We start from the raw sequence: 19,675 nt of genomic DNA, 5'->3' as shown, positions 1-19,675 counted from the left end.
GTGGAAGCGTGCATGCTCAAGCGCTCGCTCCTGTGTCTCGGCCTGATGGCACTGCCCGGTTCCGCTTTCGCGGAGTCCCCCCCCACCAAAAAACCCGCTCCCCAGCAGAGCCGTCCCGCCGTGACGCCCGGAGCGCTCGAGGCGGCCATCTCCGCCCCCAAGGTGCAGATCGCCCTGCTCCTGGACACCAGCAGCAGCATGGATGGCCTCATCGAGCAGACCAAGCGCCAGCTGTGGACGGTGGTGAATGCCTTCCAGAAGGCCCAGCGTGACGGCCAGCAGGCCAGGCTGGAGATCGCCCTCTACGAGTACGGCAACGACACCCTCTCCGCCGAGAGCGGCTACATCCGCCAGGTGGTGCCGCTCACCACGGACCTGGACCGGGTGTCCGAGCACCTCTTCTCCCTGAAGACGAACGGCGGCAGCGAGTTCTGCGGCCAGGCCATCCAGAAGGCCACGAAGCAGCTCGAGTGGAGCAAGTCCAAGAAGGACCTGAAGCTCATCTACATCGCGGGCAACGAGCCCTTCACCCAGGGGCCGGTGGCGTTCCGCACGGCCATCGCCTCGGCGAAGGAGCACGGCATCATGGTGAACACCATCCACTGTGGCGCGCCGGAGGTGGGCGCGCACAGCGGCTGGGCGGAGGCGGCGCGCTTCGCGGGGGGCCAGCCCTTCAACATCGACCAGAACCAGGCGGTGGCGATGATCGCCTCCCCCCAGGACGAGGAGATCGCGAAGCTGGGCGTGGAGCTGAACAAGACGTACCTGGGCTACGGGCGCTCGGGCGTGGAGGCCAAGAAGCGCCAGGAGGCCCAGGACGTCAACGCCAGCGGCAACGCGGTGAGCGCCACCACGCGCGCCGTGTCCAAGGCCTCGCGGCTCTACGACAACTCGAGCTGGGACCTGGTGGATGGCACCAAGCAGGGCAAGGTGAAGCTGGAGGCGCTCAAGGACGAGGAGCTTCCCGAGGAGCTGCGCGGCAAGAGCGCCGAGGAGCGCAAGGCCGTGCTCGCGGGCAAGGAGAAGGAGCGCGCGGAGCTGCAGGCCCGCATCCAGAAGCTGAGCCAGGAGCGGCAGCAGTACCTGGCCGGCAAGCAGAAGGAGCTGGCCGCCGAGGGCAAGAACACACTCGACAAGGCCATCCTCGACTCCGTCCAGACCCAGGCCAAGGCCCAGAGCTTCATACTGGAGTGACGCCGGGTGATATGACGCATGGCGTCGAGCGGGAGGGCTGTGCCAAGCTGCGCCGCCCCCCACCTCGTACGACCGAAAGGAAGCGTCTTGAGTCCGTCGCGCCCCCTGGAGTTTGCCCGTAGCACGGAGAAGGAGCCCCACCTGGAGCGGGCCCGCGCCATCCTGCGTGCCCATCCCGAGATCAAGGACCTGTGTGGCCCCACGCCCATCACGGCCCTCTTCGTGCTGCTGCTGGTGGGGGGACAGGTGGCCATCGCCTGGGCCCTGCGTGACTCGCCCTGGTGGGCGCTGCTGGCCACGGCGTGGCTGGTGGGCGCCTTCATCGACCACGGCCTGTGGGTGCTCATCCACGAGTGCACCCACAACCTCGTGTTCCGCAGCCCGCGCCTCAACGCCGTGCTGCAGCTCTTCACCAACCTGCCCATCCTGTTCCCAGCGGCGGCCTCGTTCCGCAAGTACCACCTCATCCACCACCGCTTTCAGGGGGACCCGGAGCTGGACGCGGACCTGGCCACGCCGTTCGAGGCGAAGCTGATCGGCAACTCGTTCTGGGGCAAGGCCTTCTGGGAGCTCAATTTCTGGGCCTTCCAGGCCATGCGCGTGTCGCGGCTCAAGCGCATCCCGCTCGTCGATGGCTGGTACATCGCCAACTTCGCCATCCAGATCGCCTTCATCGCGGGCGTCTGGGCGGTGCTGGGGCCTCGCGCGCTCGTCTACATGTTCCTGGCGTCCATCTTCGCCATCGGCCTGCATCCGCTGGGCGCGCGGTGGATCCAGGAGCACTTCCTCGTCAAGGCGCCCCAGGAGACGTACTCGTACTACGGGCCGCTCAACTGGGTGGCCTTCAACGTGGGCTACCACAACGAGCACCACGACGTGATGCGCGTGCCCTGGACGCGGCTGCCGAAGGTGCGCCAGCTCGCCCCCGAGTTCTACGACACGCTGCACTACCACACGTCCTGGACGGCGCTGTGGCTCAAGTTCCTCTTCGATCCGTCCCTGTCGCTCTACAGCCGCATGACGCGCACGGGTGGCTCGGGAGACGGCACCGTGCGGGCCGAGGACTCCGCCAAGGCCGCCTGATCGGAACGGGAGCCGGGTGCCCGCGCGGGGCCCGGCTCAACCCACCGCGGCGAGGGGCGAGTCGGCGTAGCGCGTGAGCAGATCCAGCGGCGTGCCGAAGACGGCGAGCGCCCCGGCGGACTGGAGTTCCTCGTCCGTGAAGCCGCCGCACACCAGGCCGACACAGCGCATTCCCAGGCGCACGGCGCCCTCGATGTCGTAGGGCAGGCCCGCGATGGCCAACACGTCATCGGTTCCATCGAGCCCCAGCAGCCGGACGGCCTCCGCGGGAATCTCCTCGTGCAACCGGTTGCGGTCCACCTCCGCGTCCGTGGTGCGCGCGTCGATGAGGTCCTCCACCCCGAGCAGCTCGATGTAGTGCTCCAGCTCGTCGGGGTCCGCGGTGGAGGCCAGGGCGATGCGCCAGCCATCCTCCCGGAGGTGCCGCAGCAGCTCGGGAGCCCCCCGGAAGGGCCTCACCTTGTGCAGGTACTCCTCGTGGAAGAGGGCCCGGTAGAAGCTCGCCAGCTCATCGGCGTAGCGCAGGTACTCGTCCTCGGGGAGGAATACGGAGAGGAACTGGTCCCCCATCCGCGCCATGTGCGCGAGCACCCGGGGCAGACGCACCTGACGGCCGTAGCGCGCCAACGCTTCCTGCCAGGCGCGCGCGCGAAGCACGTTGGTGTCCACCAGCGTCCCATCCACCTCGAAGACGATTGCCTTGGGCACTCCGTACATCCTCCGGTAGCAAATTGCGCACTGCCAACGCCCGCGGCCCCTCGGGAAAGTCCAGGGCCGGCTTCGCACCGCCGAGAGGCACTCGCCTCCCCTCCCAGCCCCCCAGCAGCCGGGCAGGTGAGCCCATCCCAGCGGTGGGCCTACCTTGAGGATGAAACACCGCGAGCCACGGGAGCGCACATGTCCGAGGAGGGCGAGCCGAAGGACGAACCACAGACCAGGGTCGCGCTGAGCGAGAACGAGGAGCGCTTCCGCCTTCTCATCGACAGCCTGCAGGACTACTCCGTCTTCCCGCTGTCGGTGGAGGGACGGGTGAGCAACTGGAACCTCGGCGCCGAGCACCTCAAGGGGTACACGACGGAGGAGGCCCTCGGCCTGCACATCTCCGTCTTCTTTCCCGAGGAGGAGAACGCGGAGCTCGTGCCGGAGCGGATCCTCGCCCGGGCGGCCTCGGAGGGACGTGCCGAATACGAGGGGTGGCTCCTCCGCAAGGACAAATCCCAATTCTGGGGCACCGTCATGCTCAGCGCCATGCGAGACCAGGAGGGGCGGCTGCACGGCTTCTCCAACGTCGCCCGCGACCTCACCGAGCGCAAGCGGGTGGAGAAGACGCAGTCCTTCCTCGCCGAGGTGGGTGAGGTTCTCACCGGCTCGCTCGAGTACGAGCGGACGCTGCAAGAGGTCGCCCGCCTGGCTGTCCTGGGGATGGCGGACTGGTGCACCGTGACCGTGCAGGGCACCCACGGGCTGGCGGTGGTGTCCGCCGCGCACGCGGAGCCGGAGCAGGAGCCCAAGACCCGGCAACTCCTCCGTACGCTGCCCCCGGGCGAGACGCGGATGACGCGGGGAATCCAGCACGTGGTGCGCACGGGACAGTCGGATCTCTGCCCGGACACCCTCGAGAGCGCCTGGGTGCGGAGCGCGCTCGGGGTGGACACCCCCGAGCGCTTCATGAAGCTGGGAGCGCGCTCGTACATGTGCGTGCCGCTCAAGGCCCGCGGGGACACGTTCGGCGCCATCACCTTCGTGTCGGTGACGCGAGGCAGGAGCTACGGTCCCGTGGACCTCGGGCTGGCCGAGGAGCTCGCGCGCCGGGCGGGACTCGCGGTGGACAACGCGCGGCTGTTCCGCGAGGCCCAGGAGGCCCTCAAGGCCCGCGACGAGTTCCTCTCCATGGCGTCGCACGATCTGCGCTCCCCCCTGACGTCACTGCGCCTGCAACTGCAGGCCGTGCGCAGGAACCTGCAACCGGGGAGCGATGGACCTCGCGCCCTGGAGAAACTGAGCACCCGGGTGGAATCCATGGAGCGGCAGACGGACCGGATGCTCCACATGATGGATGCCCTGCTGGACATCACCCAGATGACGGCGGGCCGGCTCGAGCTCAAGCGCCAGAAGCTGGACCTCGTGGAGCTGGTGCGCGCCGCCGTGGCCACGCTCGAGGAGGAGCTGAACCAGTCCGGAGTGCAGGTGCACATCCACACGGAAGGCCCGGTCGAGGGCCTGTGGGACAGCCTGCGGCTCGAACAGGTCATCGACAACCTGCTCTCCAACGCCGTGAAGTACGGGAAGGGCAAGCCCGTGGACATGACGGTGTCCATGGATGGCGCCACGGCGACGCTCGAGGTCCGTGACCAGGGCGTGGGCGTGGCCCCCGAGGATCAGGCACGGCTCTTCGAGCGCTTCGAGCGCGTGAGGCTCGACCGGGGCGTCACCGGGTACGGCGTGGGGCTGTGGATCGTCCGGCGCGTGGTGGAGGCGCACGGGGGCAGCATCTCCCTCAAGAGCCGCCTCGGAGAGGGCGCGACCTTCATCGTCCAGCTGCCCCTACGAGGCCAGGAGCGGGAGACGAACGCCGAGATGCGCCCCCCCTCCGTTCACTAGCCGAGCCTGGGACGGCGGGCGAAGGGAAACGGAGCGGGCCCGTCGTAGGCGGAGACGAAGGCGAGCGTGAACGACTCCGCCAAGAGCCGCTCCATGGGCTCTCTCGGCACGCACTGCCACAGGTGCGGGCCCGGTGCGTCCGGCAGGAGGGTCATGACGCGCGAGTGATGCTGGGAGTCGCGCACCATCCACATGTTCCCGGACTCCTCGGTGATGAAGAAGGGAGCCTCCTGCGAGCGGAGGGTGACGCGCAGGCGGGTGCCCTCCACCTCCACCCTTCCCGCTTCTTCTTCCCGCGTGTCGAGCAGACGCAGCGTCCCCCCCTCCGCGAGTGGGCGATCCCTCACCGTCCGGAGGACCACCTCCTCCCCGTGGAGCAGCCACCAGCCCTCGTCGGGCGCCCAGCGCTTCTCCAGGGTGAACAGAGGCGGATCCTCGGGCTCCCGGCTCCCGAGCGCTCTGGGGGCCTCCGTGCCGGATTCCCACCGCAGGTGGAAGACCCGGTAGCTCCGGTCCCTCTTCTGCTCCCACTCCGGATCCGCGCGCACCGCCTCGTAGATCATGTGCATCTCCATGTCCGGGTGGAACAGGAGCGTGATGACCTTGCCGGGGCCCAGATCGGCGTCGATGCTGAACACGATGTCACCCCGGCCCGAAGCCAGGGCGGCGTGGAGCGCGTCGAACTCCTCGTGGATGACGTCGGTGCGCAGGTTTCCCCGCTCGTCCAGCCACGCGTACTCGGCGGTCACGGAGCGGCCTTCACTGTCGCCTGACTGGTGATGGTTGTAGACGAAGCCCACCGTGGCGTAGCCACGCAGGAGCATGGGTTTGATGACGGAGTGATAGCGGGGCTGGTTGAGGTAGCCCGTCTCTCCCCACACATCCTTCCGGGGCACCGGTCCCGCGAGCTCGGGAGGAAGCGGGTGGGTCTTCTTCAGCTCGAGCAGTCTTCGCCGGAGCTGGCCGGACAAGTCAGCGGTCTCCCCGGGGCCGGAATCTTCAGGAGGCGGCATGACCGAAGCATAGCCCGGGAAAGCAATTCCTTCCATGCTCCACCTGTCATGGGTTCACGTTTGCAATGAGAATGGAACGACTTGAATGTAATGAGAATGGAACGACTTGAACTCGCCCGGAACCTGACGCATAAGCATTCCAGGAAAACAAACAAAACGAGCAATCCATATTCAAGAAAATGAGAATGATGTGCCTCCTGCCGTGGGTGCTCGGCGCGTGCGGTGGAGCCGGAAACGAGGTCCTGGAGCAGTTGGAGCCCGAGGCCGCCGGGAGCGAGGATGGCACGAGCGCCACGGTGGCCAATCTCACGGGCCGCTTCTACATCGCGGGCAAGGACATCGTGGATCCGAGCGGGAACAAGTTCTATCCCGTGGGCGCGAACCTCGACGGCTGGGATTTCTTCCAGCGCGACACGGAGAACCACGCCGCGGCGGCCGCCAACTGGGGCTGGAACATCATCCGCATCAACGGGGCACAGCTCGCACATCCGGAGTGGAACACGAAGGGGCTCGTCTCGGGCGACCTGTCCAAACCCAACTTCGACAAGATCGACCGCATCGTCCAGGCATACACGTCGCGGAAGATCGTGGTGATGATCGAGTTCCACGACGGCATCCTAGTTATCTTGGCATACTAGCAGCCATATTCAAAGGTAGCCAGCCACCTCGTTTACCTATGCTTTCTTCTTAGCACGAGCCTTAATAGGCTTTATTTCAGCATCAAGCCACAAATGCGCAACTTCGATCTTGCCGGGTGTGCCACCACCTGGATACGACCATGTTCGCGCATGTGAGGATACTAGCACTTGCGGTTTCGCTGGCCTCTCACCAGCACGTGGTGCCAAAGTCTCCACGATTGCGCAAGCAGAGCTGTGCTTTTTGAGGTAAGGTACCAGATACTTGGGTACCGTCCACCCTTGGCGTGAGTAGGCCACCATCAGAGCTTCTTTCATGGCCCACGCGTACTCACCATCAAGAAAACGGCGCAATCCATCCTTACAGTAAAGAGACAAAGGATGCTTCACATCCACGATCTTGCACTCGACAAACAAGCCATCGTACTCGGAGCTTGCAATGCCGGGACGCGGTTGAATAAGCCTGAAAACCATATCGGGGCGTTTTTCCAAGTGTTTTCCGTCGAAACTCTCAACTTCACCTCCTCGAACAACGACTTGAAACATGCTCGATGAAAAGCTCCGTAGATTATCATCAGGCAGGTCGCGCAGGTCATTCAGCAATTGAACAAGACGAGCAGTAAATTCAACCTCACTAGCCGTGGACAGGTTGATGCGCTTCGGCAATTTCTCTGTAAGCAGGCGCTGCCAAGCAATGCGGATAGCATCTTCGATCGTCCTGCGCACGATGATTCCAAGCAAGGGATGAGGCAGAGTCCTCCGTGGAGTTCCACCACGCGTCATAAGACCAGCACTTGCCATTAGAGCACCCCTCCAAGAAGAACGTCCCCATGCTCTCGTAAAAGAGTGAGAGCCAAGAGACGTGCCTGAGAGAGCGTCCAATAGCGATACTGCGCAAGCAGACCGATGTGAATTGGAGCTTGCGGTTTGCTTCGCGAGATAATTAGACTTGCACCAATGTCGTCAGCGTCCTGAGTTACCACTGCAGGATCTGATATCACAACCACTGCGCTAGCATGATTGGCAGGCACGCTCGATACCTGCAGGAAAAACCAAGGCTCACCAGACACATTCCGCGCAACATCAACCACAACCCGCCGCTGAAATGAATTCAGGAATGGCTGCAACTCCGCAGCAACACGCCTCGAAAAGAATTTCACTTCCTTTTCTGTCGGGGGCTTCTGCGCACACCTCTTCGAGTCGCTGAATGGCAGAGACACAGCCAATGTATCGCGAATCACCTCTTGATCCCACTTATTAAGTCCGTACACCTCAGCTACCCATTCATCGATTTCGTCCCACGGCTTTTCATCTCCATAAAGAAGCGCATCAGAGAGCGGCTCAATCCTTTCTTTTAGAGATGGCAGTAACTTCTCGTACGGATGAATTGGAAAACGTTCTAGATCTTCTACATTCAGGATTTCGCGCTCGATAGCAAACTTACTGCTTCTAAGGAGCGCATCGTAGAGCACAATATTACTATTTAGTATCAACAACAAATATCGAGCGAGCCGCTTTGCGTCCGAGTGCCCAAAGCAACTGAATCCGATGAACGATCTATTGTAGGCCACGTCACCCAAGATCAATCGAGCTCGCCCTGTAGTACGATCCCTACTTGGGGATTCATCGACAATCACCACTGGCCCACGGTAAATCTCTCGCTCACGTGGGCGCAAAAGGGTCGCACGCTTAAAAGGCTTAAGCTGACGTGAATCGATAAAGAATTGGCCTTTTGGTTTCTTCGACAAGTCTCCGAGACCATGAAGCCGTGACGCATCCTGTTGCGTTCCCGCCTCTCCCCCAATTTGATAGCCTTGGCCGAAATAGAGCCCTAATCTTTTCCAGTAATCCGAAATGCTCTCTGTTCCTGCCCCACCGATTTTCTCAATGAGGTCTACATCGAGAGGCATGCCGCGAAAGAGAGTTTTGAGTAACGCTGGCCGCCGCAGAAGCATCTTCAATTCTACTGGTTCAGCCGCTTTCGCATCTATGCGAATCCGGCCACGCCGATTGATCGAATGATCTAACTCTGGGCTGACGAAAGCAAAAGTCGAGGTCAGTGACGGTTTTACATTGTCAGCGAAGAGCAAACAGAACGGTGCAGAGACTGTCGGCCACACCCGCTCCAACCGCAGTGCCGTCGCGTTGAGTACGCCAGTGACATGAACCGCCTCGAAGAGGTCATTACGAGCTTGGCGGCCCACATCGGTCTGCTTGAACAAAAGTCGCGCATGCAGCGCAAAAGCAATCCTCCCGCCAGTTCTTGCCCATTCCATGGCACGCCAGACAAAAGGCAAATCTGGCACGAGATCTGGAAGTTGGAAGTTCTTGGCGCGCTCCGCACCTAAGCGCGCTTTCACAATTGGCCTCAAACGATTCGCACACTCATTGGCCAAGCGTGTATCGCTCTTGGACCAAGCAGTCCATGGAGGGTTGCCAATTACAAGGTCATACCGCTCCTTGTGCTCGTCTCCCACAGCTGGACCAAGACTGCCTGCCACCTGTTTGTCATCGAATTCAGTCGCCCGCTCATTGGACAGGCGCACATCAAACAAAACAGAATCGCGCAGATTATCGAACTTCAACTTCTTAAATGGCTGCGGGTTTGGGTCGACCTCAAGCGCAGTCAGGTAGAGACTCAGCGCAGCCAAGCGCAGAGCAGACTCATTTATCTCAAACCCAGAAACTTGCTTGTTTAATATTTGCCGAATGGTCTTGGTGTTTGGCCGCTCGCCATCATGGCGCCAACGCTCCTCGACCAGCCTGCGAAAAGCTGCAACAAGGAACACCCCTGCTCCAGCGGCGGGATCAAGCACCCGTACTTGATGTGGATTGCTTAAACCCGCGAATGCCTCCTGCACTACATATTCAGCAATGTAATGAGGGGTATAGTGCACGCTGGTTGCCTTCGCATGCCGTCGATGAAATTTGTGAAAGTGGTCCTCATAAACTTGGCTAAGCAAACCCACCGGAACGTGATCAAACTCCACCTCTCCCCAATTAAGCTTGAGTTGGCCAGAACTCTCCGCACGGTAGAGAATGTTCGTTAGTTTATGGAATACAGCACTGTTGTCGGCGTCGCCAATGGAGCGAAACCAAGCTAGAGATCCTGCTTGTGGCAACGGAAGTAGATCGCCATTGAACGTTTCGTCCAGCCACTTGCAGGTGCGAGCAGCATTTTTCGGATTGGCGAGACATTCCTCAAACTTTTTGGCTGAGGGACACACCTCAACCAAATCCTCATTACGAAGCACCTTGCGATCGGCTAGAAACCGGAGAAAAAGAGCTCTCCCCATTAAAGATAGCGCAACATCAGAGGTAAGACCAAAGCCCATTAAGGCATCGGTCGTATCATTCAGCAGTTTCAGCAAAAATGAGTGAACTGCACTACTTGCACCGGGTCCCTCTCCGGGAGGAGTAAGCGCTAACTCAGGGATAGCCATGCGTGCCGATCTGCTGCTCCGGTCAAACCGCTCCAGTGGTTCCTCGTTTGCGGACAAGTCAAGTCCGTAAACCGTCAGGCGACCATGCTCGATGACAACGAGGTAATCGGCGTCACCACGAAAGGTAAGGGAGCGGCGCAGGCTTGGCAAAAGCACTTTATCTGTGTGGGCATCAACAGCATAAAGAACTGGCCGCCCCTGAACCTCAACAACCGCCATCGGAAACCGCCTAGCAAGCGCAGCGTCCTTCAATAGGTCGAGGTACCGCATGTGCCGAGCATTGAACTCCGCACCAAGCGGGATCACCCCATTCTCAGGTGCTCCAAACTCGAGCAACGATGAGATCAGCGAATCCAAGATCATGTCCCTTTGCCGCTATCCTTGTAAAAATCGACCCCATTCTACCTCCAGCACCAGCACCTGCGTACAAGAATAAAGCCTGCTACGATTCGGGCACGCGGACGATGACACTGCGGAGGCTCCGACGAGCCTCACCGTGAAGCCACCCCGAGCCAGAGCCCCGGCAACCGAGTGAGGATGGAACAACACTAGTAGGCGCGCTTGTTCAGGGTGCTCGCCCGCTCGGATAGTGCCTTCTATCTATCTGACGGGACAGCAGTTCCCAAATTGGACCTCCTGGAAGTTACTCGCCAACGGCGGTGCCATAAGCATCCAGAGGAACGGCCACCAGTACCACTGCACCTCCGAATTCTACGCCAACTTCGGCATCTACGACGTGCATATGACGATACTCCCAAGCGCTGAAGGTGGGTATCGACAGCGTGCAGAGGGAGCACCGCGAGAATCTAGAGCCCTTCCTCACTTGCAACGGGCACCCCGCTCGCCAAGTGAGGTGGCCGCAAATGAGCCGGGCGGGAACTCGGCAACCACGACCCGCTGCCTTGAATCCCCCTGAGTCCCAGCGGTGGTGCCGCGACCTGGGCTCCCACCACATCATCAACCACCGCGAGGACATCCCCCAGCAGCTCAAGGGCGTGGACTGCCCCGAGGTTGACTACGTCTTCAACACCGTCGACACAACAGGCTACTGGAACACCATGTGCGACGTCATCAAGCCCTTCGGCCGCATGGTCTCCCATCTTCGAGACCAGCCAGCCGCTCGACCTGGGCCGACTCATGGGCAAGAGCGTCAGCTTCTAGGAGCTTGTCGGCGAATCGGCCAGAGGTACGGTAACGCGTAGCGGGCGCCATATGGCGCCCCAGGTGCAGAGGCCGTGGAGCCGCGACCGCCGTGCGGCGACCTGCTCCGCTACGCCGCCTGCGCGGCCAGGCTGGGCAGTTCCCACCCCAGCTTCCACAACTTCTTCAGGTTGTGGACGGCACACGCCAGCGAGAATTCCCCTTGCACCTTGGTGAGGCCCCGCAGCGAGAAGCGCGGCAGGATTCCGTTCTTCACCTGCCCAATCACCGGCTCGGCTGTCACCTTGCGCCGCGCGTATGCCTTGCGCCCCCGCTTCGTCAAAACCTTGCGCTTCATGCGCTCCTTGAAGCTCAGGCCAGCCGGCGGGCGCCCTCGCGGGGCAGGCGGTGCCTGCTCCCCATGCTTGCTGCGCCCGGTGGCGATGAAGCACTCCACACCCTTGTCCTCTACCTTCTCAATGTCCTCCTTGCACAGGTAGCCCGTATCCGCGCTCAGCTCCTCGGGCACCAATCCCGTGTTGGCCTCCACCTGCTCCACCATGGGCGTCAGCTGGCGTGCATCGCTGGCGCTCTGCCCCACCTGCTGCGCCACTATCAATTGCGTGTCCGCGTCCGCCGCTACCTGTGCGTTGTAGGACTGCTGGAAGGCACCTGCCCGAGGCATGATTCTCGAGTCCGGGTCGGTGAAATGTAAATGCTCGCCGAGCCCCGTGGTCGAGGAGCTTGACGACGAGCGCGGGGCATGAGGGAGCGCTCACCGCGGTGCGACAGCCAGCGCGGCGCCCGGTCAGCTCAAGACAGGTGGGAATGAGTGCCGTGGCGAGTCAGCCCGCAGCGGACTGCGCGAGCTGGTTGGGCAGGGGAATCGCTTCCCCGCGCAGGGCCGCCAGCGCGGCCTCTCGCAGGTAGCGCTTGGGGTCCACCCCGCCCAGCTTCGCCGTCTCCATCAGGCTGTAGTAGAGGGCCGCCACCTCGGTGCCACGCCGGCTCCGGCTGCCGTAGTGGTTCTTGCGCCCCAGCGCCAGCCCGCGCATGGCGCGCTCGGTGGCCCCATTGTCCAGCGGCACCCGCGGGTCCGTCAGAAACCGCGTCAGCCCCGTCCACCGGTTGCTCATGTATTTGATTGCCTGGCCCAGCGCCGACTGGGGCAATGCGCGCTGCTCGCACGCCCACTGGTGCAGCCGCTCGATGATGGTACGACTCTTGTGCTGTCGCAGCTCCAGCAGGCGCTCCAGGCTCTCGGGTCCCTCCTTGTACTCGCGCTCCACTGCGTACAGCCCGGCAATCATCTCCAGAGCCTCTTCGGCCTGGGGGAAGGCCTCCACGCACTCCACGTACTTGCGCCGCGCGTGCATCCAGCAGTTCACCAGGGTCAGCTTCCCCCCGGAGCCCGCGGCGGCGCTCTCGTAGGTGCTCAGCCCATCCACCATGAGGATTCCGCCATAATCCTGGAGCATGTTGCGCGCGGCCTCGGTGTCCCGGCCCTCCTGTATCCGGTACACCACTGCGTCGGGGGCGCACAGCGCCCAGGCGTGCCAGCGCGTCTGGCTCTTGCTGCCCAGCAGCGGCCAGCGCGTCTCGTCTCCCCCCAGAATCTCGCGCGTCAGCAGCGCCGCGTGCAGCGCCTCGTGCGCGGGCGACAGCAACCGCGCCAGCGCGTCAATCTGGTCCCAGAGTGTCTGGCTGTCCACCACCAGCCCCTCGCGCTCCATGCTTCCCACCTGCCGCTCCAGGGGCATGTGGTCGAGGTACTTGGCCACGGCCACCTCCACGGCGAAGTCCACGGAGTAGCGCCCACCGGCCTGGAGCTTGGGCGGGCCCAGGGCCGTCTCCACGCACCCGCCGCAGCCGCAGCGATACTTCTGGCGCTTGTGGCGGCGCAGCACGAAGCGCCGCTCCACCACGTCCACCTCCTCGGCCTCCTCGTAGCAGCCCTTCATCTGCGCCAGCGCCCCGCCGCACTTGGGACACTGCTTGTCGGGCTCCTCCAGCGTGTGTTCCACCTCCAGCGTCGGCAGCGTGGGCTGGGCGCGCGGGCCGTGGCCGTGCGTGGGCGGCTCGGGTTTGTTCCCCTCGTCCTGCTCGCGCTGGGGGCGCTTCTCGCTGGAGCGGCCAAACAGCTCGCCGGTGCGCTGCGCGAGCTGCCGCTCCAACTCCTGCAAACGCAGCTGCAACTCCTCGGCGTCCTTGCCCTGGGCGCTCATCAGCTTGCGCGTGAGCTCCACCACGCGCGCCACCAGGCGTCTGTTTTCCGCCTCCAACAGGAGGGCCGCCTGGCGCAGCCTCTCCACGTCCTTCTCCGTCGTAAGCTGGAAGCTCATGCGCGGGTAGTGCCATGCCAGCACCCGCCCGCGCAAGTAGTGCGCGCGGCATGACTCACGAAGTCACCGCCCCAGCGTCCTCCGGCTGGAAGAGCGGCGCCAGCGTGTACGGCGCGGGCGACAGCGGCGCTCGTCCCACCAGCTCGCTGCCCTCCAGAAACAGGGCCAACTCCGACACCGTCAGCACCAGCGGCGGCTTGTCGCTCTCTGGCTGCCACAGCGGCGCGAAGCGTCCTTTCTCCAGCCGCTTGGCGTACAGGCACAGCCCGGTGCCGTCCCAGAAGAGCGCCTTGGCCCTCTTCCTGTCCCGTCCCACGAAGAGGAAGACGTCGCCCGAGAGGAAGTCGCGGCCCAGTGCCTGCGTCACCAGCCCGCTCAGCGCGTCGTAGCTCTTGCGCATGTCGCACGGCTGCCCGTAGGCGTACACCGCGAGCCTGCGCGTGGAGCCAATCACAGCAGCCCTCGCAGCAACCTCACCGCGTCCTCAACGCACAGGCCCTCTACCCGTACTCCTCCGGGCCCGTGCGCCACCAGCCCTCCTCTTCTGGCCTCGGGGCGCGCGTCCTTCACCTCCACGGGGACCAGCGCTGCCCTCGCGGGCTCCTCATGAGTGGCACGGCGAGCTGCGCTGCCCCAGCGGCTGAGCGTCCAACTGCTCACGCCCAACTCCTTCGCCGCTTCCTCCCTGCTCGCCCCCTGTTGCTGGCGCGCTCGCATGTACGCCACCGCTTCCTGTCTCTGCTCCTGCGTGTAGCGCGTACGCGGGCCCACTTCGCCCCGCTCGAGTACCTGCCGCCGGAACTTCTCCGCCTGCTCCTTCATTTCCATCGCTTCCTCCTCCTTCACGGGGGCGACGGACATGCTCACGCCTCTGCTCTCGCGTCACGACGGGCTCGGGCGAGGATTTACGGTGCACTCGTGGGGCATTGCCTTCGACATCAACGCCAACCCGCGGCCGGTCAGGGTACACCCGGGCCTGGTGAAGCACTTCAAGCGGTGGCGCTTCACCTGGGGCGGCGACTTCAAGCGCAACGTCGACCCGATGCACTTCCAGTACGCCAGCGGCTACTGAGACTCCCAGAGGGCACCTTCATCACGTGCCAGGAGCCAACTGGAGCGGGTGGACCTCGAGCGCCTCACCACCCATGCACCGTCCCCGGCGGCGAAGGACGCGGCCATCGGCCTGCTGGACGCGGCGGGCGCCCAGCTCCGAGAAAAGGCGAAGGGCCCGGAACCTTGCGATTCTGGGCCCTTCTATTGGCGAGGAGTACGGGACTTGAACCCGTGGACGAGGAGTTCCCTAAATCCGCGACGGCACACGCCTTTCGAGGAATCGCGAGCAAATCTGGGCACTTCGAGTCCACGGGCCAGTCCCCTGGTGTCTCACCTGTTTCCCCGAGTCCCCTTCAGCCCTGGAGACATTTTGGAGACAGTACTCAAAGTTACTTGATTTGAGTTTCTAATTTCAGGCGGTGTGACCGAATACCTTCGGATACATCTCTTGGATGGATTCAATGGCGGAATTCAGTTCGGTACGAGTGCATCGCAAGTGGTTCGTCGCAGTATCCCAAGAGATCAGCGACTCCTGAGCAGCTCGGATGACTACGGCGCTAAACCTCCCAGCACGGGAGCTGGGAGTGCCCTTCAAAGGGTGATAGGCCACAGCATAGCCTTCCTTGGCCTCCCACTCCCAAATCTCCCCCCTGCCTTGCATCTTGATGTCCATCAGAGATATCCGCCGTTCTAGAGCATTCCAGATCTGGTAGCGGGCCGCAGTGGGGCCGATACCAAAGGAATCCACGACGGCACGTAGGCCGTTACTCGTAGCCCCTCCATTCGTACGGAAGGTATCGAGAACTGCATTCTGAGGAGCGATGAACTCCACTGAAAAGGCGTTGGCGCGCTGCTCAACCGGATCCCTGATCTCACGAGCATCACGATCCAGTTCGTCATACTCATCGACTCGAAGATAATCGAGCCGTTCGGGCGGGTCATAGAGCAGATGGCCCAGTTCGTGAGCGAGGGTAGAGCGTCGGACGAAAACACTGCTGTTTTGGCCGGCTATGTTTAGGACAATGGCACGGGAGTCCCCAGCCTCCACCGTTAGGCCCGCAATCCATTCCCCCAACGATGTCTGGATGACAGGAATGCCAAGAACATCCTCGCACAGTTCGCGCAGTGAGGGGCAGAGAGGGCCCTCTCCTAGAGCGAGCTTCTCGCGGGCTTGATTGGCTAGGAAATAGCCATGCCGGTAGGCGGGGTAGCCGGGGCCACCGTAGTTGGACGAACGCACAAACTGGCTGAGACGGCTTTGGAATCCGAGGCCCCGCTCTAGGCGGATTTGCGTCATGGCCACCCAGGCCGCTTCGGCGATGGCCGAAACCGCAGATGAGGTCAATCGTGGACGCTCGTCTCCTAAAGCGCGCAGGCGAACGGTGATGCCTTCATTGCCCTCGGGACTTGAACGGACGGAAATGTATCGCTCGTCCATGCCCAGTGCCTGAGCAATTCTCTCGTAATAGGCCAGAGGCCAACGGCCTCCCTGCTCTGCTCTCTCGACATCCTGAGGAGTAAGGCCTGCGCGGGAGGCAACGATCTTCACATCGAGGTTGAGAAAATCCCGCTGTGTACGGATAGCTTGGGCCGCAGCGTGAGGTCCGGCGCACAATAGGGCCGATCCTTCCTCGGCAACCTCTTGCAACACCTCGTAGCCGTAGGCACTCAGAGCCTCCTCTGCCGTCAGACGGCGCCCCGTTGCATGTGGGCTATCAAACGCGAGTTGATCGAGGCTGCGTACGTAAAGACGTCGGGACGTCCTGGCTCTCTCCTCGGGTGTGGCTCCCGTGGAGTCGGGTCCAAATACGAAGTCTAAGGCTTCTGAATGGATGGACATCATCGCAGTACCCTTGCCGGGCGATTTGTCTCATGGTCCCAACCGAAACTGACGACCTCGTAGCCGAAGTCGCGGAAGACGGATAGTGCGTCTTCGAGTTGCTGGGGGGTCTGCGGGCCATACCGGCCCGAGCAACCGTTGACATAGAGTCGCTGGGCCTGAGGAGTATCGAACCAAAGTTCGCCTCCACAGGAAGCTGGTTGCCCTCCTGTCAGGTTGGTGTGCTTGACACGCCCGCTCGCAAGCGGGGGAGAAACAGCGGTCGTCTCAAGGATGTAGGGAAGTCCGTTAGGGTCGATGATCCAGAGGTGGCACCCCTCGCCACCCGAACACTTTGGGGAGTGTCCGGTAGCATTGGGAGCGGGCGGCGGCGCCATTTGTCGGACGCCATCCGAGGAGGCAAGCAGCCGCATCTCATCCGCATTGGCGGGTTGGAGCCGTGATGGCTGCGGAGGGTACGTTTCGACGAACTTGGCAGGTGTCATCTAATCCCTCTGGTCGAGCATACACTTGGGGAGCCCTCCTATCTAATTGGGTGGAGTGACTCGCATCCAGAATCGGGTCATGCCCAATGCGCTTGTCCCCGGAGGCGAAGGGCACGGCCATCAGCCTGCTGTGCGCTGCGGGTCAGTCTCCTGGAGACATGCTGGAGACGGGCTCCGCGACGCAGGGAAAGACAGGTGGGTGAGAAAAGGCGAAGGGCCCGGAACCTTGCGATTCCGGGCCCTTCTATTGGCGAGGAGTACGGGACTTGAACCCGTGGCCTCCGGCGTGACAGGCCGGCGTTCTAACCAACTGAACTAACTCCCCACGACACCGCTACTTCGCTACCACGACTACTGCTTGGGCGGAACAGGGATTGAACCTGTGACCCTCGCCTTGTAAGGGCGACGCTCTACCGCTGAGCTATCCGCCCCTCGCTTGCGTCACCGCGTTGCGACGGGGCGGGCTTGTATCGGCCACAACCGTCACTGTCAAGCATACGTTTTGGACGGACGAATCATTCCGGGCCGCCCTGACACGAGCGTTGACCCTGGCGATAGCTCCTGACAACCCTCTCCCCCGTGCCCACTCCCCGAGGGAGCCGGGGCAGACACGGAGCCCACCCCTTGAACGACCGCCTCCTGCGAGCCGCCCGACGCCAGCCCACCGACACCACCCCCGTGTGGCTCATGCGCCAGGCCGGCCGCTACCTCCCCGAGTACCGAGCCATCCGCGGCAATATCGGCTTTCTCGACCTGTGCAAGAACCCGGACCTCGCCGCCGAGGTGACCGTTCAGCCCATCACCCGGCTGGGCGTGGACGCCGCCATCATCTTCTCGGACATCCTCATCCCCGTGGAGGCCATGGGAATCGAGCTGGAGCTCGGGGACAAGGGGCCGCACTTCCCCAACCCCGTGCGCACCGCCGCGGACATCGAGCGGCTGGGCGTGCCCGACCCCGTGCAGGGCACCGGCTTTGTCGCCGAGGCCATCCGCCGCACCCGCCGCGCGCTCAATGACTCGGTGCCCGTCATCGGCTTCTGCGGCGCGCCCTTCACCCTCGCCGCGTACATGGTCGAGGGCGGCGGCTCCAAGAGCTACATCCTCATCAAGCGGCTCCTCTTCGAGCAGCCCAAGCTCGTCCACACCCTCTTCGAGAAGCTGACGAGCACGCTCATTCCCTACCTGCTGATGCAGGTGGAGGCCGGCGCGAGCATCGTGCAGATCTTCGACTCGTGGGGCGGGGAGCTGTCGCCCTGGGACTACGAGCGCTTCTGCCTGCCGTACCTCACGCGCATGGTGAAGGAGGTGCAGGCCAAGGGCGTGCCCGTCATCGTCTTCGGCACCGGCATGTCCAACCACCTGCCGCTGCTCAAGCGCACCGGCGCGGACGTCGTCGGGCAGGACTGGCGCACGCCCATCGACGAGGCCCGGCGTGTGCTCGGGCCCGATGTGGCGGTGCAGGGCAACCTGGATCCGCTCCACCTCTTCCTGCCGCGCGAGGAGCTGGAGCAGCGCGTGGTGGACATCCTCCGCCGCGCCGGGCCCGTGGGGCACATCTTCAACCTGGGCCACGGCATCCTCCCGCCCACGGATCCGGACGCCGCGAAGTTCATGGTGGACGCCGTGCACAAGCACGGCATCGCGCTCCGCCAGGGCACCTGATGACGTGACCCCGTGAGTCATCCGGGGATGTCAGGGGCACCCGGTAGGGTGGCGTGGTGGGTCGGGGAAGGGGACGGGTGCCGTGACAGACGAGGGCAGGGGCGGCGAGTACCAGCGCAGGGTGCTCGCGCTCGATCATTCAGGAGTGTTGGCGCTGTGGCAGGGCCTTCGGGCGGGAGTCTCGCCCCCCGAGTGGCCCGCCGGGGTGCTGTTGGAGTACCTCCTCTTGCGAGCGTTCCAGTTGGAGGGCGCCGAGGTGACCTGGCCGTACCGGGTCTACCGGAACGGTGTCCTCCTGGAGCAGATCGACGGGGTGGTCTATTTCGATGGGGTGTCCTGTCTGGTAGAGTGCAAGGACATGACCGCACCGGTAGATGCCTTGGCCATCGTCAAGCTGAAGTCCCAGATCCTGCGCCGGCCGCGAACCACCATCGGGGCGCTGCTGTGCACGGGCAAGATCTCGGGCAGGCCCTCCGGGAACATCGGCTCCTCGAGGGGATGAGGAGGAAGCTGCGGCATGCGGTGGAAATGGGATTCGCGGAAGTGAAACCGTCGGAAGAGAGGGATGAGTGATGAGTGTGGCCATCGTGACCCCGGGACGCGTATCTGGGAAGCTCATGCGGCGTCTGGTGGAGGGTCATCCCCATCTGAAGGGGCGGGGCATCCGGATCAGTTCGACCGATGGCAATATCGGAACCTCGAGAGTGGCGCGGGAGATCCTCTTCAAGGAGCGAGTGCCCGTGGCCGCGATTCGCGATGCCCAGACGTTTTCTCCGGAACTGATCGCGGAGCAGTGCGGTTGGGTGCATCTGTTCCTGGAGCAGGCAGCGCCTCCCAGCGAATGGCTCATCCTGCCGATCGCGCCCGAGATCGCCGTGCTCCTCTTCCGGGACGAGCACCTGCTGCGCCCCCTGCTGCCGGTGAGTCCCTCGTTCGAGCAGCTCATCCGGGGCCGCTACGAGCCCAACAAGGTGCTCGCGGAGCTCTTCGCGCAGGCCGGCGAGCAGCCCTTCCCCGAGGCCCTGGTGAGCCGGATGGAACAGGCGGACCTGTCCTCGCTGTGGGCGCTCTCTCCGGAACTCCGCCCCCTGGAGGAGTTCCTCCTCCAGAAGTTGGCTGCTCAACAGCCAAACACCGCTCCCTGAGCCACCCACCGAGGGGGCAAACGACCTTCTGTCCACAGT

At 63.3% G+C, this 19,675-nt stretch carries 17 protein-coding genes and 3 tRNA genes; 8 read left to right on the top strand and 12 right to left on the bottom strand.

Annotated features, from left to right (window positions below; translation table 11 throughout):
• Window positions 1-12: 12 nt before the first annotated feature.
• Together BO221_RS20275 and BO221_RS20270 are read left to right on the top strand one after the other, a co-directional pair.
• The gene (locus BO221_RS20275; protein WP_073562115.1) at window positions 13-1,194 is read left to right on the top strand and encodes a VWA domain-containing protein; all 1,182 of its coding nucleotides are present in this window, start codon (window positions 13-15) and stop codon (window positions 1,192-1,194) included.
• An 87-nt stretch (window positions 1,195-1,281) separates the two neighbouring features.
• Complete coding sequence (locus tag BO221_RS20270) at window positions 1,282-2,277, top strand: fatty acid desaturase (RefSeq protein WP_073562114.1); 996 nt, start codon at window positions 1,282-1,284, stop codon at window positions 2,275-2,277.
• 36 nt (window positions 2,278-2,313) lie between these two features.
• Here BO221_RS20270 and BO221_RS20265 read toward each other — a convergent pair whose 3' ends face one another.
• On the bottom strand, window positions 2,314-2,985 hold the full coding sequence (locus BO221_RS20265; RefSeq protein WP_158079881.1) for an HAD family hydrolase: 672 nt from the start codon (window positions 2,983-2,985) through the stop codon (window positions 2,314-2,316).
• A 189-nt stretch (window positions 2,986-3,174) separates the two neighbouring features.
• Here BO221_RS20265 and BO221_RS20260 point away from each other — a divergent pair, with 189 nt between their 5' ends.
• The gene (locus BO221_RS20260) at window positions 3,175-4,878 is read left to right on the top strand and encodes an ATP-binding protein (RefSeq protein ID WP_073562112.1); all 1,704 of its coding nucleotides are present in this window, start codon (window positions 3,175-3,177) and stop codon (window positions 4,876-4,878) included.
• On the opposite strand, the gene BO221_RS20255 is transcribed toward BO221_RS20260, so the two are convergent.
• Entirely contained in the window at window positions 4,875-5,849 is a 975-nt protein-coding gene (locus BO221_RS20255) for a hypothetical protein (RefSeq protein ID WP_073562111.1), read from the bottom strand. The two genes, BO221_RS20260 and BO221_RS20255, sit on opposite strands and share 4 nt — an antisense overlap.
• A gap of 227 nt (window positions 5,850-6,076) precedes the next feature.
• Between BO221_RS20255 and BO221_RS20250 the strand changes: the two genes are divergently transcribed.
• Complete coding sequence (locus tag BO221_RS20250; RefSeq protein WP_073562110.1) at window positions 6,077-6,529, top strand: cellulase family glycosylhydrolase; 453 nt, start codon at window positions 6,077-6,079, stop codon at window positions 6,527-6,529.
• Between the two features lie 36 nt (window positions 6,530-6,565).
• On the opposite strand, the gene BO221_RS53855 is transcribed toward BO221_RS20250, so the two are convergent.
• From BO221_RS53855 to BO221_RS20225, 6 genes are all read right to left on the bottom strand, one after another.
• Complete coding sequence (locus tag BO221_RS53855) at window positions 6,566-7,252, bottom strand: hypothetical protein (protein WP_143195568.1); 687 nt, start codon at window positions 7,250-7,252, stop codon at window positions 6,566-6,568.
• A gap of 74 nt (window positions 7,253-7,326) precedes the next feature.
• Window positions 7,327-10,332 (bottom strand): class I SAM-dependent DNA methyltransferase, encoded by a 3,006-nt coding sequence (locus BO221_RS20245; RefSeq protein WP_083681251.1) that lies wholly within the window; start codon window positions 10,330-10,332, stop codon window positions 7,327-7,329.
• A gap of 907 nt (window positions 10,333-11,239) precedes the next feature.
• Window positions 11,240-11,794: a transposase gene (locus tag BO221_RS20240; RefSeq protein ID WP_073558435.1), complete on the bottom strand. Its 555-nt coding sequence runs from the start codon at window positions 11,792-11,794 to the stop codon at window positions 11,240-11,242.
• 160 nt (window positions 11,795-11,954) lie between these two features.
• A complete protein-coding gene (locus BO221_RS20235; RefSeq protein WP_143195195.1) occupies window positions 11,955-13,451 on the bottom strand; it encodes an IS66 family transposase in 1,497 nt (498 codons plus the stop codon).
• A 55-nt stretch (window positions 13,452-13,506) separates the two neighbouring features.
• Entirely contained in the window at window positions 13,507-13,905 is a 399-nt protein-coding gene (tnpB, locus tag BO221_RS20230; RefSeq protein ID WP_083680609.1) for an IS66 family insertion sequence element accessory protein TnpB, read from the bottom strand.
• Complete coding sequence (locus BO221_RS20225; protein ID WP_073558437.1) at window positions 13,902-14,312, bottom strand: helix-turn-helix transcriptional regulator; 411 nt, start codon at window positions 14,310-14,312, stop codon at window positions 13,902-13,904. Before BO221_RS20225 ends, tnpB begins: the two co-directional genes overlap by 4 nt.
• Between BO221_RS20225 and BO221_RS20220 the strand changes: the two genes are divergently transcribed.
• Complete coding sequence (locus BO221_RS20220; protein WP_083681215.1) at window positions 14,311-14,523, top strand: M15 family metallopeptidase; 213 nt, start codon at window positions 14,311-14,313, stop codon at window positions 14,521-14,523. The genes BO221_RS20225 and BO221_RS20220 overlap by 2 nt on opposite strands.
• Window positions 14,524-14,709: 186 nt before the next feature.
• Here BO221_RS20220 and BO221_RS54910 read toward each other — a convergent pair.
• The 4 genes from BO221_RS54910 to BO221_RS20205 all read right to left on the bottom strand — a co-directional run bounded on the left by BO221_RS54910 (window position 14,710) and on the right by BO221_RS20205 (window position 17,260).
• A tRNA-OTHER gene (locus tag BO221_RS54910) sits at window positions 14,710-14,856 on the bottom strand.
• Window positions 14,857-14,916: 60 nt separating this feature from the next.
• Window positions 14,917-16,347: an ImmA/IrrE family metallo-endopeptidase gene (locus BO221_RS20215; RefSeq protein WP_083681214.1), complete on the bottom strand. Its 1,431-nt coding sequence runs from the start codon at window positions 16,345-16,347 to the stop codon at window positions 14,917-14,919.
• 730 nt (window positions 16,348-17,077) lie between these two features.
• Window positions 17,078-17,154, bottom strand: a tRNA-Asp gene (locus tag BO221_RS20210).
• 34 nt (window positions 17,155-17,188) lie between these two features.
• Window positions 17,189-17,260, bottom strand: a tRNA-Val gene (locus BO221_RS20205).
• 193 nt (window positions 17,261-17,453) lie between these two features.
• Here BO221_RS20205 and hemE point away from each other — a divergent pair.
• The 3 genes from hemE to BO221_RS20190 all read left to right on the top strand — a co-directional run bounded on the left by hemE (window position 17,454) and on the right by BO221_RS20190 (window position 19,636).
• On the top strand, window positions 17,454-18,491 hold the full coding sequence (gene hemE / locus BO221_RS20200; RefSeq protein ID WP_073562108.1) for a uroporphyrinogen decarboxylase: 1,038 nt from the start codon (window positions 17,454-17,456) through the stop codon (window positions 18,489-18,491).
• A gap of 82 nt (window positions 18,492-18,573) precedes the next feature.
• The gene (locus tag BO221_RS20195) at window positions 18,574-18,993 is read left to right on the top strand and encodes a hypothetical protein (RefSeq protein ID WP_073562107.1); all 420 of its coding nucleotides are present in this window, start codon (window positions 18,574-18,576) and stop codon (window positions 18,991-18,993) included.
• A gap of 238 nt (window positions 18,994-19,231) precedes the next feature.
• Complete coding sequence (locus BO221_RS20190) at window positions 19,232-19,636, top strand: hypothetical protein (RefSeq protein ID WP_233166172.1); 405 nt, start codon at window positions 19,232-19,234, stop codon at window positions 19,634-19,636.
• Window positions 19,637-19,675 lie beyond the last annotated feature (39 nt).

Origin of the sequence: Archangium sp. Cb G35, assembly GCF_001896145.1 — a bacterium.
GTDB lineage: Bacteria > Myxococcota > Myxococcia > Myxococcales > Myxococcaceae > Archangium > Archangium violaceum.
This window is presented reverse-complemented; position numbering and strand designations above follow the sequence as displayed.

Coding starts and splice junctions, on each gene's coding strand:
- BO221_RS20245 (WP_083681251.1), bottom strand. CDS start 10,332: ATGATCTTGGATTCGCTGATCTCATCGTTGCTCGAGTTTGGAGCACCT.
- BO221_RS20220 (WP_083681215.1), top strand. CDS start 14,311: ATGCTCACGCCTCTGCTCTCGCGTCACGACGGGCTCGGGCGAGGATTT.
- BO221_RS20235 (WP_143195195.1), bottom strand. CDS start 13,451: ATGAGCTTCCAGCTTACGACGGAGAAGGACGTGGAGAGGCTGCGCCAG.
- BO221_RS20250 (WP_073562110.1), top strand. CDS start 6,077: ATGATGTGCCTCCTGCCGTGGGTGCTCGGCGCGTGCGGTGGAGCCGGA.
- BO221_RS20215 (WP_083681214.1), bottom strand. CDS start 16,347: ATGATGTCCATCCATTCAGAAGCCTTAGACTTCGTATTTGGACCCGAC.
- BO221_RS20225 (WP_073558437.1), bottom strand. CDS start 14,312: ATGTCCGTCGCCCCCGTGAAGGAGGAGGAAGCGATGGAAATGAAGGAG.
- BO221_RS20275 (WP_073562115.1), top strand. CDS start 13: ATGCTCAAGCGCTCGCTCCTGTGTCTCGGCCTGATGGCACTGCCCGGT.
- BO221_RS20240 (WP_073558435.1), bottom strand. CDS start 11,794: ATGCCTCGGGCAGGTGCCTTCCAGCAGTCCTACAACGCACAGGTAGCG.
- BO221_RS20260 (WP_073562112.1), top strand. CDS start 3,175: ATGTCCGAGGAGGGCGAGCCGAAGGACGAACCACAGACCAGGGTCGCG.